Raw genomic sequence first — 14,863 nt, 5'->3', positions numbered from 1 at the left:
CAGGAAAGGAGCCATAATGAGCATCACGCAGAAAACTACCGCCGATACAGGAACCGCGCATTCCAATCTGACCGGCAAGATCCTGATCGCCATGCCGGGGATGGGGGATCCCCGTTTTGAAAGATCGGTCGTTCTGATCTGTGCCCATTCCGATGAAGGCGCGATGGGGCTGGTGCTGAACCACGCGCTGCCTGAAATCGACTTCACCGAACTGCTGGAACAACTGGGAATCGAGGTCGAGGAAAACGCCCGTCCCGTCCAGATCCGTTTCGGCGGACCTGTCGAACCGGGACGCGGTTTCGTGCTGCATAAGGTGGCCGAACACGGGCAGGACCCCGAAGGCCGTATGCGCATCGGTCATTCGCTGGCGATGTCCACCACCCGCGACATTCTCGAGGATCTGGCGCAGGGCACCGGACCCGACCCTGCCGTGCTGGCCCTGGGCTATGCCGGATGGGGACCGGGGCAGCTGGAATCCGAGATGCTGGCGAATGGCTGGCTGACCGGTGACAGCGCCGAGGATCTGATCTTTGACGCCGCAAACGAGGACAAATGGCAGCGGGCCTTGAGGGCCCAAGGGATCGACCCTTCGGTGCTGTCGGCGGCTGCAGGTCGTGCCTGAAACACATCCCGCAGCGTTATGCTGCGGGATGCTGTTACGTCAGCCCAGATCGGGGAAAAACTTTTCCGAAGGGGTGAAAATCTCGAACCCGTCTGCGGTGACACCGATGGAATGTTCGAACTGCGCGGACAGCGATTTGTCGCGGGTCACGGCGGTCCAGTCATCGGCCAGAACCTTGGTTTCGGGGCGGCCAAGGTTGATCATCGGCTCGATGGTAAAGAACATCCCTTCCTCCAGCACCGGACCTTTGCCCTGACGACCGAAATGCAGGACGTTCGGCGGCGCGTGGAACACTTTTCCGATACCATGGCCACAAAAGTCGCGCACGACAGACATGCGGTGCCCTTCGGCATAGGTCTGGATGGCGGCACCGATATCGCCGAATGTCGCGCCGGGGCGGACAACCTCGATGCCCTTCATCAGTGCGTCATGGGTAACTTTCAGCAACCGCTGCGCCTTGAGCGGTGCGCGTCCGGCCACATACATCCGGCTGGTGTCACCGAACCAGCCATCCACGATGACCGTCACGTCGATGTTCAGGATGTCGCCGTCCTTCAGCACCTTGTCGCCCGGAATCCCGTGGCAAACCACATGGTTGACGCTGATGCAGCTGGCATGCTGGTAACCGCGGTATCCGATGGTGGCCGATGTCGCCCCCAGTTCGGTGATGCGGTTGGTGATGAAATCGTCCAATGCACCTGTGGTCAGGCCGGGTTCGACCATAGGCCCGACCTCGTCCAGGATCTGCGCGGCAATCGCACCTGCTTTTTGCATACCTGCGGAATCCTGTGGCAGGTGGATGCGGATGCCTTCTTTGGTAATACGACCTTCGTCCATCGCTGATCCTTTCTGTGTTCCCGCTAGATAGAGCCCCGTGCCCACTTGTTCCACCCCTTCGCACGGGCATAAAAGGATGGACAACATTTCAAGCCAAGGGGCAGCGCAGATGCAGTCGGACAACCCTACCGCCGCGATTCTGGTCATCGGAGACGAAATCCTGTCGGGCCGCACCCGTGAAGGCAATGCCCATCATCTGGCGCAGGTGCTGACGGCGACCGGTTTCGACCTGCAGGAAATCCGTGTCGTGGCCGATGACCATGACCGCATTGTCCAAACGATCCGTGAATACGACAAATCGCTTGGCGGCAAATACGACCTGCTGTTCACCTCGGGCGGGATTGGCCCGACCCATGACGATATCACCGCAGATGCCGTTGCCGCCGCCCATAACACAACGGTCGAAATCCACCCCGAGGCCCGCGCGATTTTGCAGGAACGCTGTGACCGTATGGGGACCGAGCTGACCGAAAACCGTCTGCGGATGGCCCGTATTCCGGTTGGCGCGACGCTGTTGGACAATTCGGTGTCGGGCGCGCCCGGATTTTCCATTGGCAACACCCATGTCATGGCGGGCGTGCCCGAGGTGTTTCGTGGCATGGTCGCATGGTTAGTCCCCAACCTGCCCGGCGGTCGCCCCGTCCAGTCCCTGACGGTCGAGGTGCGCCGCGGCGAAAGCGACGTGGCCGAGGATCTGAAGGCCGTCGCCGCCGATTTCGCCGACCTGTCGCTGGGGTCCTATCCGTTCCGCGACGATACCGGCTGGGGCACCAACCTTGTGGTGCGCGGTCTGGATCAGGCCCGCGTGGCCGAAGGAATGGCCGCCCTGAAGGCGCGTCTGTCGCTGTAATGGCCCGCCCCGACGCCGATCTTGCCCGCACATTCGAGGCGACATGGCCCGCCGCCGAAACCGCCCGTTGTGGCGGGTTTCTGGTGGGACGGGGGCTTGGTGCCGGTGGGCGGGTCAGCTCGGCCATTGCCGACGGGATGTGGGGGCAGGCTGATATCGACGCTGTCTGCGCGCAACATGTGGCATGGGGCCAACGCCCCCTGTTTCGTGCGTGGGATGATGAAAGTGATCTGATCGCCGCGCTGACCGGAAACGGGTTCGCGGTGGAAACGCCAACTTTGGTGATGTCTGCGCCGGTGGCATCCTTGACCGATGAACCACTGCCACCTGTCACGACATTCGCTGTTTGGCCGCCTATGGCAATCCAGCGCGATATTTGGGCCGCAGGCAGTATCACCCCGGCGCGTCAGGCGGTCATGGATCGCGTAGGGCACCCCAAGACATCCATCCTTGGGCGCATGCAGGACCGTGCTGCAGGCAGTGCCTTTGCCGCAATCTGCGGTCCCGTCGCGATGGTCCACGGGGTCGAGGTTCTGGACCCTTTCCGCCGTCAGGGCCTTGCCGGTTGGATGATGCGTCAGGCGGCATTCTGGGCTGCCGAACAGGGCGCGACCCGTATCGGGCTGGCGGTCAGCCGTGCCAATCAGGCGGCGCAGGCGACCTATGCCAGCATGGGTTTCAGCATGACCGGCAGCTATGCCTATTACGGACGGGACTAAAGTTCCGTCCGCAATTCCCACAGGTCTGGATACAAGACCACGTCCAGCATCCGCCGCAGATAGCTGACGCCCGAGGTGCCGCCCGACCCGCGCTTGAACCCGATGACCCGTTCGACCGTGGTGACGTGGTTGAAGCGCCAGCGGCGGAAGTAATCCTCGAAATCGACCAGCTTTTCGGCCAGTTCGTACAGTTCCCAGTATTTTGCAGGGTCGCGATAGACTTGGGCCCATGCGGCGCGGGCGGCAGGGTCGGCGTAATGCGGTTTGTCCAGTTCGGTCCGTGCGGGCACATCGAAACCCGCATCGCGCAGCCGGTCCATTACAACGTCGTAAAGCGAAGGCGATGCCGCCTCGGCCCGCAGGGCGGCGGCCAGTTCGGGGCGGTGTTCATGCGGGCCGATCATCGCCATATTGCGGTTGCCCGCGACGAATTCGATCATCCGGTACTGGAACGACTGGAACCCGCTGCTTTGCGCCAGCGAGGGGCGAAATTCGGTATATTCACTGGGCGTCATCGTCCGCAGCACATCCCATGCGCTGTTCAACTGTTCCATGATGCGCGAGACACGGGACAGCATCTTGAAGGCAGGGCGCAGGTTGCCTGCCGCGATGCTGGCGCGGGCGGCGGACATTTCATGCAGGGCCAACTTCATCCACAGCTCGCTTGTCTGGTGCTGGATGACGAACAGCATTTCGTCATGCGCGTCCGACAGCGGATGCTGGGCGGTCAGGATCTTGTCCAGCCCCAGATAATCGCCATAGGACATGCGCCCGTCAAAGGACATCTGGGCGCCTTCGGACGCGGGATCGTAGGTCATTGCTTCAGCCTGAATCGTTGAATTTTGCCCGTCTGGGTTTTGGGGAGCGCATCGCAAAAGACCACGCTGCGCGGATATTTGAAGGGCGCGATGTTGTCCTTGACGTGGCGCTGCAACCGTTCTGTGGTGGCCTGATCGGGGGCCACGCCATCGGCCAGCACCACATGCGCCTGCACGATCTGGCCACGTTCCGCGTCGGCCACGCCGATCACCGCGCATTCGGCCACATCGGCATGCGCCAGCAAGGCCGCTTCGACATCAGGTCCCGCGATGTTATAGCCCGAGGAGACGATGATATCGTCACAACGCGCCGCGAAATGGAAACGCCCGTCATCATCCTGCCAGAAGGTGTCGCCCGTCAGGTTCCAGCCATTCTCGACGTAATCCCCCTGCCGCGCATCATCCAGATATCGACAGCCGATGGGGCCGATAACGGCCAGACGGCCCATATCTCCGCGCGGAACCTCGGCCCCGTCATCGCCGATGATACGGGCACGATACCCTTGGACCGGACGGCCCGTGCAGCCGGGGTGGCTGTCATCCAGACGGTTGGTCAGGAAGATGTGCAACATCTCGGTCGCGCCGATGCCGTCCAGCATCGGTTTGCCGGTGCGGTCGTGCCAATCCTGCCAGACGGGGGCGGGCAGGGTTTCCCCCGCGCTGACCGCAACCCGCAGGCTGGACAGATCGGCGCCTTCCTCCATCGCGCGCAGCATGACGCGATAGGCAGTCGGCGCGGTAAAGCAGATGGTGGCGCGATGTTCCTGAATGATCTTGATCATATTCGGCGGCGATGCGTTTTCCAGCAGCACAGCGCTGGCCCCGAAGCGCAGCGGAAAGACCGCCAGCCCGCCCAGACCGAATGTAAACGCCAGTGGCGGACTGCCGACAAAGACATCATCGGGGGTGACGGACAGAACCTCGTGCGCGTAGCCATCGGCGATGATCAGCAGGTCGCGGTGGAAATGCATCGTTGCCTTTGGTTCGCCCGTCGATCCTGATGTCATGCCCAACAGCGCCACGTCATCGCGACCGGTGCGGACGGCATCAAATCGCACCGGCTTGGTCAGGGCGGCGCGGTCCAGTTCGGCGTCATGATTGGCGGTGCCGTCAAAGCCGATCACGGTGTTCAGCAGCGGCGATTCTTTGGCGGTGGCGACAATCTCCTCCATCAGGCGGGTGTCGCACAGCGCAAAGGCGACCTGCGCCTTGTCGACGATCTGGCCCAATTCCTTGGCGCGCAGCATCGGCATGGTGTTGACGACCACCGCCCCCGCCTTGGTTGCGGCCAGCCAGCAAGCGACCATCGCGGGGTTGTTTGCCGACCGGATCAGCACGCGGTTGCCGGGTTTCACGCCATAGTCGCTGATCAGCGCATGGGCCAGCCGGTTGGTCCAATCCGACAGCTCCTTATAGGTGCGCGCCCGCCCGTTGCCGACCAGCGCGATCCGGTCGCCAAAGCCGCGATCGACCATGCGGTCGGTCAGTTCCGCGCCGATATTCAGCCAGTCGGGATAGTCAAAGCCGGACAGATCGATCACCGGCCATTGATCGGGCGGCGGCAGGTGGTCGCGCGTAAAGCTGTCCTGATGTCCGCTTGGTCCCAATGCTGGCATGGCGATCCCCTTGAGGTTTCAGTCCGGTACGACGGCTGTGGCTTCGATCTCGACCTTGGCGCGATCCTCGACCAGCGCCACGACCTGCACCAAGGCCATGGCGGGATAATGGCGTCCAATGACGTCGCGATAAGCGGCCCCGATGTCGCGCAGGGCGCCCAGATATTCATGCTTGTCGGTGACATACCATGTCAGGCGGACGATATGTTCGGGACCTGCGCCACCCTCGGCCAGCACGGCGACGATGTTTTCCAACACCTGCCGGACTTGACCGGCAAAATCATCGGCCTGGAACTGCTGATCGGCATCCCAGCCCACTAATCCGCCGGTATAGATGGTCCTGCCACGCGCCATGATGCCGTTGGCATATCCGACGGCACGCTTCCAATGCGCGGGGTGCAAGGGTTCATGCATGATAAGCCTCCAACGTGGTGCGGAAATCGTCGGGCCAGGGCGAGGGGGTGAAATCGCGCGCCATCCAGACGACGGTGCTGCGCGCCTCCAGCCGGTCTTCGGCGCGGATCAGGAAACGCACGCTGCTTGTGCCCAGATGTTCGACCTGCAGATCCCATTGGATGCGATCCCCAAGCCGCGAAGGTTTCTTAAAGTCCATTTCCAGCTTGACCGTCGGCATGCCCTGACCTGCGGCCATCATCGGGCCGAAGCCGTGGCCGATCACTTCAAGGAAGAAGTTTTCCACCATGTGATTCACCATTTCAGCATAGCGGGGATAAAAGACGATGCCCGCCGGATCGCAGTGGCAGAATTCGATGGCGATGGTGCGGGAATAGATCATGATTCCTTCAACACACTGCGGGCGATGATCAGCTTTTGCACGTCGCTGGCCCCTTCATAGATGCGCAAGGCGCGGATTTCGCGGTAAAGGCTCTCGACCGGCATGCCGACGCGGACACCGTCGCCGCCGAACAGTTGCACGGCTTGGTCGATGACCTGCTGGGCAGCCTCGGTCGCGTACAGCTTGGCCATCGCCGCCTCGCGCGTGATGCGGGGCGCACCCTGATCCTTGGCCCATGCAGCGCGATAGACCAGCAGGGCGGCGGCATCGATCTTTAGCGCCATATCGGCCAAATGGCCCTGAACCATCTGCAGATCGGACATAGGTGCGCCGAACAGCTGGCGTTCGCGGACGCGGGTCAGGGCTTCGTCCAGCGCACGGCGGCCAAAGCCCAAGGCAGCGGCCCCGACGGTGGGGCGGAAATGGTCCAGAACCGTCATGGCGATGCGGAAACCTTGCCCCGCCTGACCGATCAGCGCATCGGCAGGCAGACGCACATCTGTCAGCCGCAGATGGGCCAGCGGATGGGGGGCCATCACCTCGATCCGGTCGACGACCTGCAAACCCGGTGTGGCGGCGGGCAGCAAAAAGGCCGACAGACCCTTGGCACCCGCAGCCTCGCCCGTGCGGACAATGATGACATAGACGTCGGCGATGCCACCGTTCGAGATATAGGTCTTTTCCCCGTCCAGCACCCAGTCATCGCTATCGCGCCGCGCGGTGGTGGCGGTCCGCGCGACATCCGACCCCGAATTCGGTTCGGTCAGCGCAAAACCCGAAATCGCATCGCCCGCCCGCGTCCGGTCCAACCAAGCACGTTGCCCGTCATTGCCGAACAAGGTAACGGCCCCCATGCCTAGCCCCTGCATCGCAAAGGCGAAATCGGCCAGCCCGTCGCGGCGTGCCAGCGTTTCGCGAATGATGCACAGCGCCCTGATATCCAGCGCCGTGCCGCCGGAATGGTGCAGCCAGCCGCCCTGACCCAAGGCCACCACCAGCCCGCGACAGGCCGCATCGACATCACCGTGATCGACCGGCAGGTTGGCTTTTGCCCATGCATCCAGCTCTGCGGCCAAGGTCCGGTGGTGGTCTTCGAAAAAGGGCCAATCTAGAAAGCTGCGGTCCATCAGTTACCCTCGAACACGGGGGTCTGTCTGGCGACAAATGCGTGATAGGCGCGTTCGAAATCGGCGGTCTGCATGCAGATGGCCTGTGCCTGCGCTTCGGCTTCGATGGCCTGATCCAACCCCATATTCCATTCCTGCGTCAGCTGGGTCTTGGTCATGCCATGCGCCCATGTCGGACCGGCGGCAATATTGCGGGCCAGTTCCATCGCAGCAGTTTCCACATCATCATGCAGGCTGTTCCAGAAGCCCCAGCGCTCACCCTCCTCTGCCCGCAGCAGGCGACCGGTGTAGAGCAGTTCGGATGCGCGGCCCTGTCCGATAATGCGGGGCAGCATGGCGCAGGCCCCCATGTCGCATCCGGCCAGCCCGACCTTGGTAAACAGGAACGCCGCCTTGGCCGAAGGTGCCGCCAGCCGCATGTCCGAGGCCATGGCCATGATCGCACCCGCGCCGACGCAAATGCCCTCGACCGCGGCGATGACAGGTTTCTGGCAATGGATCATTGCTTTGACCAATTCGCCGGTCATGCGGGTAAAGGCCAGCAGCTGCGGCATTTTCATCCCGACCAGCGGCCCGATGATTTCATGCACATCGCCGCCCGAACAGAAATTGCCGCCATTGCTGGCGATCACCACCACATCCACATCATCGGCATGGGCCAGATCGCGGAAATGGGACGACAGTTCGGCATAGCTGTCGAAGGTCAGCGGGTTCTTGCGCTCGGGGCGGTTCAGGCGGATGACGCCGATGCGGTCGGTCACCTGCCACAGGAAATGCTGCGGGCTGCGGTCAGCCATCTGGATCAGGGTCATATCGCTCCTTTCGCGCGGGACAGGATATCGCGCATGGTGTCCAGATCGGTTTGCGTCAGATTGGCAAAGATGGCATCGACCTGCGCCTCGTGTCCGCTGGCCATCGCTTCAAAAGCGGCCAGCCCTGTCGGGGTCAGGCGCACGCGGATGCGGCGACGGTCGCCATCCTCGGCCTCGCGCTTGGCCATGCCGTCGGCCTCCAGCCGGTCGACGACGGCAGTGGCATTCCCGTTGGACACCAGCAGCATCCGCGACAGTTCCGACATCGTCACGCCGTCACGACAGCGCCACAGCGCCGCCATGACATCAAAACGGGGCAGGGTGGTGCCATGTTCGCGTCGCAGATAATCGCGCAATCTGCTTTCGGTATGGCGGGTCACCCCAAGAATGCGGATCCATGTCTTAAGGCGCTGTTTGGACAGATCGTTCACGGCCCTTCACCTCCGTCCAGCGTGATGGCCTGACCGTTCATGCCGCCCGATCCGGCGGTTGCCAGCCAAAGCGCCGCCGCTGTCACGTCGGATGGCGGGATCAATTTGCCCTGCGGATTGCGCCCCGCGATCAGGGCGACAGCCGCTGCATGGTCGCGTCCGGTTTTCTCCATGACGTTGTCGATGCTGCGCTGCGTCATTTCGGTATCCAGATATCCGGGGCAGATGGCATTGACGGTGATGTCTTTTCTGGCAACCTCTTGCGCCAGCGACCGCACCAGTCCCATCACGCCGTGTTTGCTGGCTGCATAGGGCGCGGCATAGGCCGCCCCCCGCAGCCCCGCGATCGAGGCGATGGCGATCATTCGCCCCCCCGCCTGCATCTGCGCCAGCCCCTGTTGGAAGGTCAGGAAGACGCCGGTCAGGTTGACCGCGATAATGCGGTTCCAGTGGTCCATACTGATCTTGCCAAAGGGTGCGGCCTCGGCAACGCCGGCGTTGGCGATAACGACCTGGCAGGGGCCTGCGGCGGCGAAAACCTCGGCTACATGATCGGGGTCGCTGACATCGCCGGTGACGGCGCGGATGCGGCCCCCTGCGACGCGGTCCAGTTTCGCACGGTCGCGTCCGGTGATGACGACATCATACCCGCGTTCGGCAAAGCCGCGGGCCATGTCGGCACCCGTGCCGCTACCGCCGCCGGTGATCAGGACGGTGCTCATGCGCGGAACTCCTCGGATTGTTTCTGGGCAAGGCGGCGGGCCTGATCGGCACCTGCCAGATAGGGCAAGGGCCATTCAGTGCCCGTATCGCCAAGCGCGGTTGCGGCATGCAGCGTCCAATAAGGGTCGGCCAGATGCGGACGCGCCAGACAGACCAGATCGGCCCGCCCCGCCATCAGGATCGAATTCACCTGATCGGCCTCGGTGATGTTGCCGACGGCCATGGTGGCGATGCCCGCCTGATTTCGGATGCGGTCCGAAAACGGCGTCTGGAACATCCGGCCATAGACCGGCTTGGCGTCCGGCGTCGTCTGGCCCGCGGAGACGTCGATGATATCGGCGCCCGCCTCATGGAAGGCGCGGGCGATGGCCACCGCTTCGTCGGGGGTGATGCCGTCGTCGGTCCAGTCGGTGGCCGAGATGCGAACCGCCATCGGCCTGTCCTTCGGCCATGCGGCGCGCATCGCAATCAGCACCTGCAAGGGCCAGCGCAGGCGGTTTTCCAGACTGCCGCCATAGTCGTCGATGCGCCGGTTTGACACCGGCGACAGAAAGCTGCTGATCAGATAGCCATGGGCCGCGTGCAGCTCGATCATGTCAAAGCCTGCCGCATCGGCCATATGCGTCGCGCCGACGAACTGCCCGCGCACGACATCCATATCCGCCTGCGTCATTTCACGCGGGTTGGCATTGCCGTCGGACCACGGCAGGGCCGAGGCCGATATCAGCGGCCAATTGCCATCGGCCAAGGGCTTGTCCATGCCTTCCCACCCGATACGCGTGCTGCCCTTGCGTCCCGCATGGCCGATCTGGCAGCAGATCTTTGCGTCGGTTTCGCTGTGGACGAAATCGACGATGCGCGCCCATGCGGTCTGATGTTCGGGGGCGTAAAGACCGGGACAGCCCGGCGTGATACGACCCTCGGCGCTGACGCAGGTCATTTCGGTATAGATCAGGCCGGCGCCGCCCTTGGCGCGTTCGCCGTAATGGACCAGATGCCAGTCGGTCGGGCAGCCGTCCTGCGCCTTGTATTGCGCCATGGGCGACACGACGATGCGGTTCTTCAGCACCATGTCGCGCAGGCGGAAGGGGGCGAACATCGGCGCGCGTCCGGTTTGTCCGCCTGCCTGCTGCTGGAACCAATCCTCGGCCCGACGCACCCAGTCGGGGTCGCGCAGGCGCAGGTTTTCATGGCTGATGCGCTGGCTGCGGGTCAGCAGGGAATAGGTGAACTGGATGGGGTGCAGGTCGAAGTAACGCTCGACCTCCTCGAACCATTCAAGGCTGTTGCGGGCGGCGGATTGCAGGCGCAAAACCTCGACCCGCCGTTCGTCCTGATAGCGTTGGAAGGCACCTTCCAGTGTGGGTTCGCTGCGCAGGTAATCAGCCAGCGCGATGGCGCTGTCCAAGGCCAGCCGCGTCCCCGACCCGATCGAGAAATGCCCCGTCGCCGCCGCATCCCCCATCAGCACCACGTTTTCATGATACCAGCGGTCGCAGACCACCCGCGGGAAATTCATCCAGACCGCCGATCCGCGCAGATGTTCGGCATTCGACATCAGCTTGTGACCACCCAGATGGTCGGCAAAGACCGCGCGGCAGGTTTCCACGATGTCTTCCTTGGTCATATCCTCGAAACCGAAAGCATCCCAAGTGTCCTGCGCGCATTCCACGATGAAGGTCGCGGTGTCGTCGTCGAAGGAATAGACATGCCCCCACATCCAGCCATGCGGGGTCTTTTCGAAGATAAAGGTGAAGGCGTCGTCGAATTTCTGATGCGTGCCCAGCCAGATGAACTTGCACAGGCGCATGTCGATATCGGGGCGGAAAGTGTTGATATATTCGCCCCGCACGCGGCTGTTCAGGCCGTCGGCGGCCACCACGACATCATAGTCACGACGATAGCTTTCGGCAGGGCCAAATTCGGTCTCGAACTGCATGGTGACGCCCAACTCGCGCGCGCGGTCTTGCAGCAGGATCAGCAGCTTCTTGCGGCCGATACCGGCGAACCCATGCCCGCCCGACACGTCGCGCTGACCGTCGCGGATGACGGCGATATCGTCCCAATAGATGAAATTGTCGCGGATGGCCTTGGTGGAGGGCGGGTCGTTCTTTTCCATCCGTGCCAAGGCATCATCCGACAGGACGACGCCCCAGCCGAAGGTGTCGTTGGCGCGGTTGCGTTCCAGCACCGTCACGTCATGCGACGGGTCCCGCAGCTTCATCGAGATCGCGAAATACAGACCCGCAGGCCCGCCGCCAAGGCACAGAATCTTCATCAAGCGCCACCTCCTGCACCAAAAGCTGGCACGGAGGGGCAATCATTTCAAGTTTAAAACTTCACTGCGGATTGATTGGGCAATCATCGCCGGAGCCTCGGGTGACAGGCCGATGGGGTCCAGACGGGGACCGGTAAAGCCCGCCTGATCCAATGCCTGCGGCAGGTCATCGGTGACATGTTCGGCGCGCAGCGCGAACAGTGGCAGGCTGACCGCGCGGTCCAACCCTTTGGCCGCATCGGCGATAAAGGGTTCCTGTTCGACAAATCCTGTGACTACCTTCGCAAAATGCGGAGTCAGTATTTCGGCAAGGGCGGTGGTGATGTCAAAGCTGGCCTGCGACCGCTGTGATCCATGCGCCGACAGCATCAGGGTTGTTTCGGCCAGATCCCAGCCCTGTTCGCGGGCGGCCTGTCCGACCTTTTCCACAATCAACGCGGGCAGGCCCGGATCGGTGCCGAAAGGGCGCATGATATGCGCGCCGGGGGCACCTGCGGCGGTCAGGCGGCGGGGCAGTTCGATGCCGGTGAACCACCCCTCGGCCATGAACATCGGATAGATGATTGCATCGCTGGTGGCGGTCTTGGCCAGCGCCTCGGGCATGGCAAGGGTTGCGCCCATGACCTGCAGGCCGGGCAGATGGGCGGCGACAGCCGCGGCCAGATCCTCAATCGCCTGCTGTTGGGGGGCGGGGTCGCCCGGCTGGCCATGCGATACGATAACCGCCCGTGACAGCGTCCGAACCTGATCTGCCTGCCGGAACAGATCGGCAAAGGCGGGCGGCATCGCAAATTCCTGCAAAGCGCGTGCGCGTGCGTCAGCCGACATCTTGCGGGCGGTTTTCTCGATGATGCGGGGCATCTTCTCGTCCGGCTGTTCAGCCATGAAATCGCCCAGATACCAGCGGATGAAGGTGAAACAGATCACATCCTCTAGCGCTTGCACCTGCGGGTCGCGCTTGATCCCCTGTTTGGTCAGCATCTTGCGGGCGCGGTCGGTGTCATCATCGCCGTAACCCGCATCGGCCATGATCCCCGCAATGCGTTCGGCGTGACGACGCCCCTGTTCCTGACGCCATTTCAGATAGCCGGGCCGCCCCATCGGATAGGTGTCGCGCGGCAGGGTCCAGCGTTCGATATGCTGGCCACGGCAGGCGATGCGCAGCACATCGTCGGCATCGGGAAACAGGCGCTGCTGTTCGGCGGTCATGCGCTGGCCGTAAAGCAGGTTGGCGGGGGTGCCGTCTTCCAGCTTGGGGTCATGGGTGTTGGCGACGTCGATGGCGACAAAGGCGTGATCAAGCTGGGTGGTCATGCGCGGCTCCGGATGGTTTGGGACAGTGTGGCGCGGGCAAGGGATGCGTGCAAGCGTCAGGGCAGGGCGACCAGATCGGGCAGGTCGGTTCGGCCATCCAGAATGACATCGACGGCCATATTGGCGATAACGGGGGCCATACCGAACCCGATTTTAAACCCGCCATTTACGATCAGATGGCCCGCACGGTCAGGCCAGGGTGCCAGCACGGGGGCACGGCTGCGGGCACGGGGACGGATGCCCGCCCATTTTTCCAGCACCGGCGCATCGGCCAGTCTGGGGCATAGAATGCGGGCGCGGCCCAGCAGGTCGTCGATCTGGTGGTCGATCCGGTCATGATCGAACGTGTTTTCCGAGGTTGATCCGACCGCCACCGTTCCGTCGAAATGCGGGGTGATATACATGCCGTCGTCAAAGACCTGCGGGCTGTCGGGGGCAGCGTAATCAAGACTGGCAGATTGACCTTTAACGCCTTGCCCGATCTTGCGCCCAAGGGCCGTGTTCAGGTCCGTCAGGCCCGCAACGCCGGTGGCCCAGACCATTTGGGGGCCATCGACGGGGGCGGCTTGGCCCAAGATGATTTCACCACCCCGCGCGACAATGGCCGCAGCAAGGGCTACAAGGGCCGCGCGGGGGTGGATGCGGGCGGTCATCTTATCCATCAACCACAGGCCGGTCGGGCTGGCGGGGATCAGATCGGCATCGGGGGTGGCGGTCAGGAACATGCCCTTATCGGCGGGCCAGTTCTGCTGTGCCCCCTTGATGCGATTCTGCAAGCGGTCTGCGGTGTGCTGGTCGGGCACCGGTTGCAGGCGACCGGTGCGGCCATAGCCGGATGGCAGGCCGGACACATCCTCGACTTCCGCCCAGAAGTCTGTCGCGGCCAGCAGGCTTTCCAGTTGCATTGCCTTTTTGGGGTTCCAGCCGTCGGGCGCATGGGGGGCCAATGCGCCGACCTGCCCGCCGGACGGACCCGCGCCGATGCGGTCGATCTCATACACGCGGACGGTTGCCCCGCGCCGCGTCAAAGCCCAAGCACAGGCCAGACCGGAAATACCGGCCCCCGCCACATGGATCACGCTGTCTCTTGCCAAATCCCTGTCCTTTCCGGAAAGCTGCGCCTTATGCATGACCTAGCCGACCAAATGCCGAATGGCGACCCGCAGCTGGACTGGAGAGAGGGGGGCGTTCCCGTCTCGACCCGGTTCGATGATCCGTATTTCAGTCTGGGGGGCGGGCTGGCCGAAACGCGGCACGTGTTTCTGGATGGCAATGACCTGCCCGCGCGGCTGGTGTCCGGTTTCCATGTGGCCGAACTGGGCTTTGGCACGGGGCTGAACCTGCTGGCCTTGGCACAGATTGCCACCCAGCCGGTCCGCATGACCAGCTTCGAGGCGTTTCCGATGAATGCCGCGAAGCTGGCACAGGCCCATGCGGCCTTTCCCGAACTGGCGGATCTGGCGGCGCAACTGCGCGATGGTTGGGGACAGCCGCTGATACAGGTCGGGCAGGCTCTGCTGGAGGTGATCTTGGGCGATGTGGCCGATACGCTGCCTGCATGGAACGGGCGCGCCGATGCGTGGTTTCTGGACGGGTTTTCGCCTGCCAAGAACCCGCAGATGTGGAATGATAATATCATGGCACAGGTGGGCGCACATACCGCAGCGGATGGCAGTTTCGCCACCTATACCGCCGCAGGCCATGTGCGCCGCGCCTTGGGGCAGGCAGGCTTTGCCGTCGAACGCCGGTCCGGTTTCGGCAGCAAACGGCATATGAGCGTGGGGCGATTGCAGATGCCCCCGACCGGATAAGGCAGGTCGCGGGGTCGGATTTATGCCCCTCGGGTCTGGCAAAACGGGACCGTGCTACCCACCTACGGCGCGGGCCCATGCGACCCGTCTGCACAAACAAACGGAGAAT

16 protein-coding genes are annotated in these 14,863 nt (G+C 63.2%); 4 read left to right on the top strand and 12 right to left on the bottom strand.

Annotated elements, in window-relative coordinates:
* Window positions 1-16 precede the first annotated feature (16 nt).
* On the top strand, window positions 17-622 hold the full coding sequence (locus DWB67_RS04130; RefSeq protein WP_119806260.1) for a YqgE/AlgH family protein: 606 nt from the start codon (window positions 17-19) through the stop codon (window positions 620-622).
* 39 nt (window positions 623-661) lie between these two features.
* Here DWB67_RS04130 and map read toward each other — a convergent pair whose 3' ends face one another.
* Entirely contained in the window at window positions 662-1,459 is a 798-nt protein-coding gene (map, locus tag DWB67_RS04125; protein WP_119806259.1) for a type I methionyl aminopeptidase, read from the bottom strand.
* A gap of 109 nt (window positions 1,460-1,568) precedes the next feature.
* Here map and DWB67_RS04120 point away from each other — a divergent pair, with 109 nt between their 5' ends.
* Window positions 1,569-2,309, top strand: a complete 741-nt coding sequence (locus DWB67_RS04120) for a molybdopterin-binding protein (RefSeq protein ID WP_119806523.1) — start codon at window positions 1,569-1,571, stop codon at window positions 2,307-2,309.
* Window positions 2,309-3,028 carry an N-acetyltransferase gene (locus tag DWB67_RS04115; RefSeq protein WP_119806258.1) on the top strand — a complete coding sequence of 240 codons (720 nt, stop codon included), beginning with the start codon at window positions 2,309-2,311 and terminating at the stop codon, window positions 3,026-3,028. Before DWB67_RS04120 ends, DWB67_RS04115 begins: the two co-directional genes overlap by 1 nt.
* Here DWB67_RS04115 and kynA read toward each other — a convergent pair.
* Genes kynA through DWB67_RS04055 form a run of 11 tightly spaced genes read right to left on the bottom strand, consistent with a single transcriptional unit; the run spans window position 3,025 to window position 14,037 of the window.
* The gene (gene kynA, locus DWB67_RS04110) at window positions 3,025-3,846 is read right to left on the bottom strand and encodes a tryptophan 2,3-dioxygenase (protein ID WP_119806257.1); all 822 of its coding nucleotides are present in this window, start codon (window positions 3,844-3,846) and stop codon (window positions 3,025-3,027) included. The genes DWB67_RS04115 and kynA overlap by 4 nt on opposite strands.
* Window positions 3,843-5,462 (bottom strand): AMP-binding protein, encoded by a 1,620-nt coding sequence (locus DWB67_RS04105; RefSeq protein ID WP_119806256.1) that lies wholly within the window; start codon window positions 5,460-5,462, stop codon window positions 3,843-3,845. Before DWB67_RS04105 ends, kynA begins: the two co-directional genes overlap by 4 nt.
* Before the next feature lie 18 nt (window positions 5,463-5,480).
* The gene (locus tag DWB67_RS04100) at window positions 5,481-5,876 is read right to left on the bottom strand and encodes a RidA family protein (RefSeq protein ID WP_119806255.1); all 396 of its coding nucleotides are present in this window, start codon (window positions 5,874-5,876) and stop codon (window positions 5,481-5,483) included.
* Window positions 5,869-6,258, bottom strand: a complete 390-nt coding sequence (locus DWB67_RS04095; protein ID WP_119806254.1) for a thioesterase family protein — start codon at window positions 6,256-6,258, stop codon at window positions 5,869-5,871. Before DWB67_RS04095 ends, DWB67_RS04100 begins: the two co-directional genes overlap by 8 nt.
* Complete coding sequence (locus DWB67_RS04090; RefSeq protein WP_119806253.1) at window positions 6,255-7,388, bottom strand: acyl-CoA dehydrogenase family protein; 1,134 nt, start codon at window positions 7,386-7,388, stop codon at window positions 6,255-6,257. The genes DWB67_RS04095 and DWB67_RS04090 overlap by 4 nt, the downstream gene beginning before the upstream one ends.
* Complete coding sequence (locus DWB67_RS04085; protein ID WP_255418544.1) at window positions 7,385-8,197, bottom strand: enoyl-CoA hydratase family protein; 813 nt, start codon at window positions 8,195-8,197, stop codon at window positions 7,385-7,387. Before DWB67_RS04085 ends, DWB67_RS04090 begins: the two co-directional genes overlap by 4 nt.
* Window positions 8,194-8,628, bottom strand: coding sequence for a MarR family winged helix-turn-helix transcriptional regulator (locus DWB67_RS04080; RefSeq protein WP_119806252.1), 435 nt, complete (start codon window positions 8,626-8,628; stop codon window positions 8,194-8,196). The genes DWB67_RS04085 and DWB67_RS04080 overlap by 4 nt, the downstream gene beginning before the upstream one ends.
* The gene (locus DWB67_RS04075) at window positions 8,625-9,350 is read right to left on the bottom strand and encodes an SDR family NAD(P)-dependent oxidoreductase (protein WP_119806251.1); all 726 of its coding nucleotides are present in this window, start codon (window positions 9,348-9,350) and stop codon (window positions 8,625-8,627) included. Before DWB67_RS04075 ends, DWB67_RS04080 begins: the two co-directional genes overlap by 4 nt.
* Window positions 9,347-11,629, bottom strand: coding sequence for a bifunctional salicylyl-CoA 5-hydroxylase/oxidoreductase (locus tag DWB67_RS04070; protein WP_119806250.1), 2,283 nt, complete (start codon window positions 11,627-11,629; stop codon window positions 9,347-9,349). Before DWB67_RS04070 ends, DWB67_RS04075 begins: the two co-directional genes overlap by 4 nt.
* A 42-nt stretch (window positions 11,630-11,671) precedes the next feature.
* Entirely contained in the window at window positions 11,672-12,943 is a 1,272-nt protein-coding gene (locus DWB67_RS18590; protein WP_370453565.1) for a DUF4202 family protein, read from the bottom strand.
* A 56-nt stretch (window positions 12,944-12,999) separates the two neighbouring features.
* Entirely contained in the window at window positions 13,000-14,037 is a 1,038-nt protein-coding gene (locus DWB67_RS04055; protein ID WP_255418543.1) for an FAD-binding oxidoreductase, read from the bottom strand.
* A 30-nt stretch (window positions 14,038-14,067) separates the two neighbouring features.
* Here DWB67_RS04055 and mnmD point away from each other — a divergent pair, with 30 nt between their 5' ends.
* Window positions 14,068-14,754 carry a tRNA (5-methylaminomethyl-2-thiouridine)(34)-methyltransferase MnmD gene (gene mnmD, locus DWB67_RS04050; RefSeq protein ID WP_255418542.1) on the top strand — a complete coding sequence of 229 codons (687 nt, stop codon included), beginning with the start codon at window positions 14,068-14,070 and terminating at the stop codon, window positions 14,752-14,754.
* Window positions 14,755-14,863 lie beyond the last annotated feature (109 nt).

Source organism: Paracoccus sp. JM45 (assembly GCF_003590715.1).
Classification (GTDB): Bacteria; Pseudomonadota; Alphaproteobacteria; order Rhodobacterales; family Rhodobacteraceae; genus Paracoccus.
This window is presented reverse-complemented; position numbering and strand designations above follow the sequence as displayed.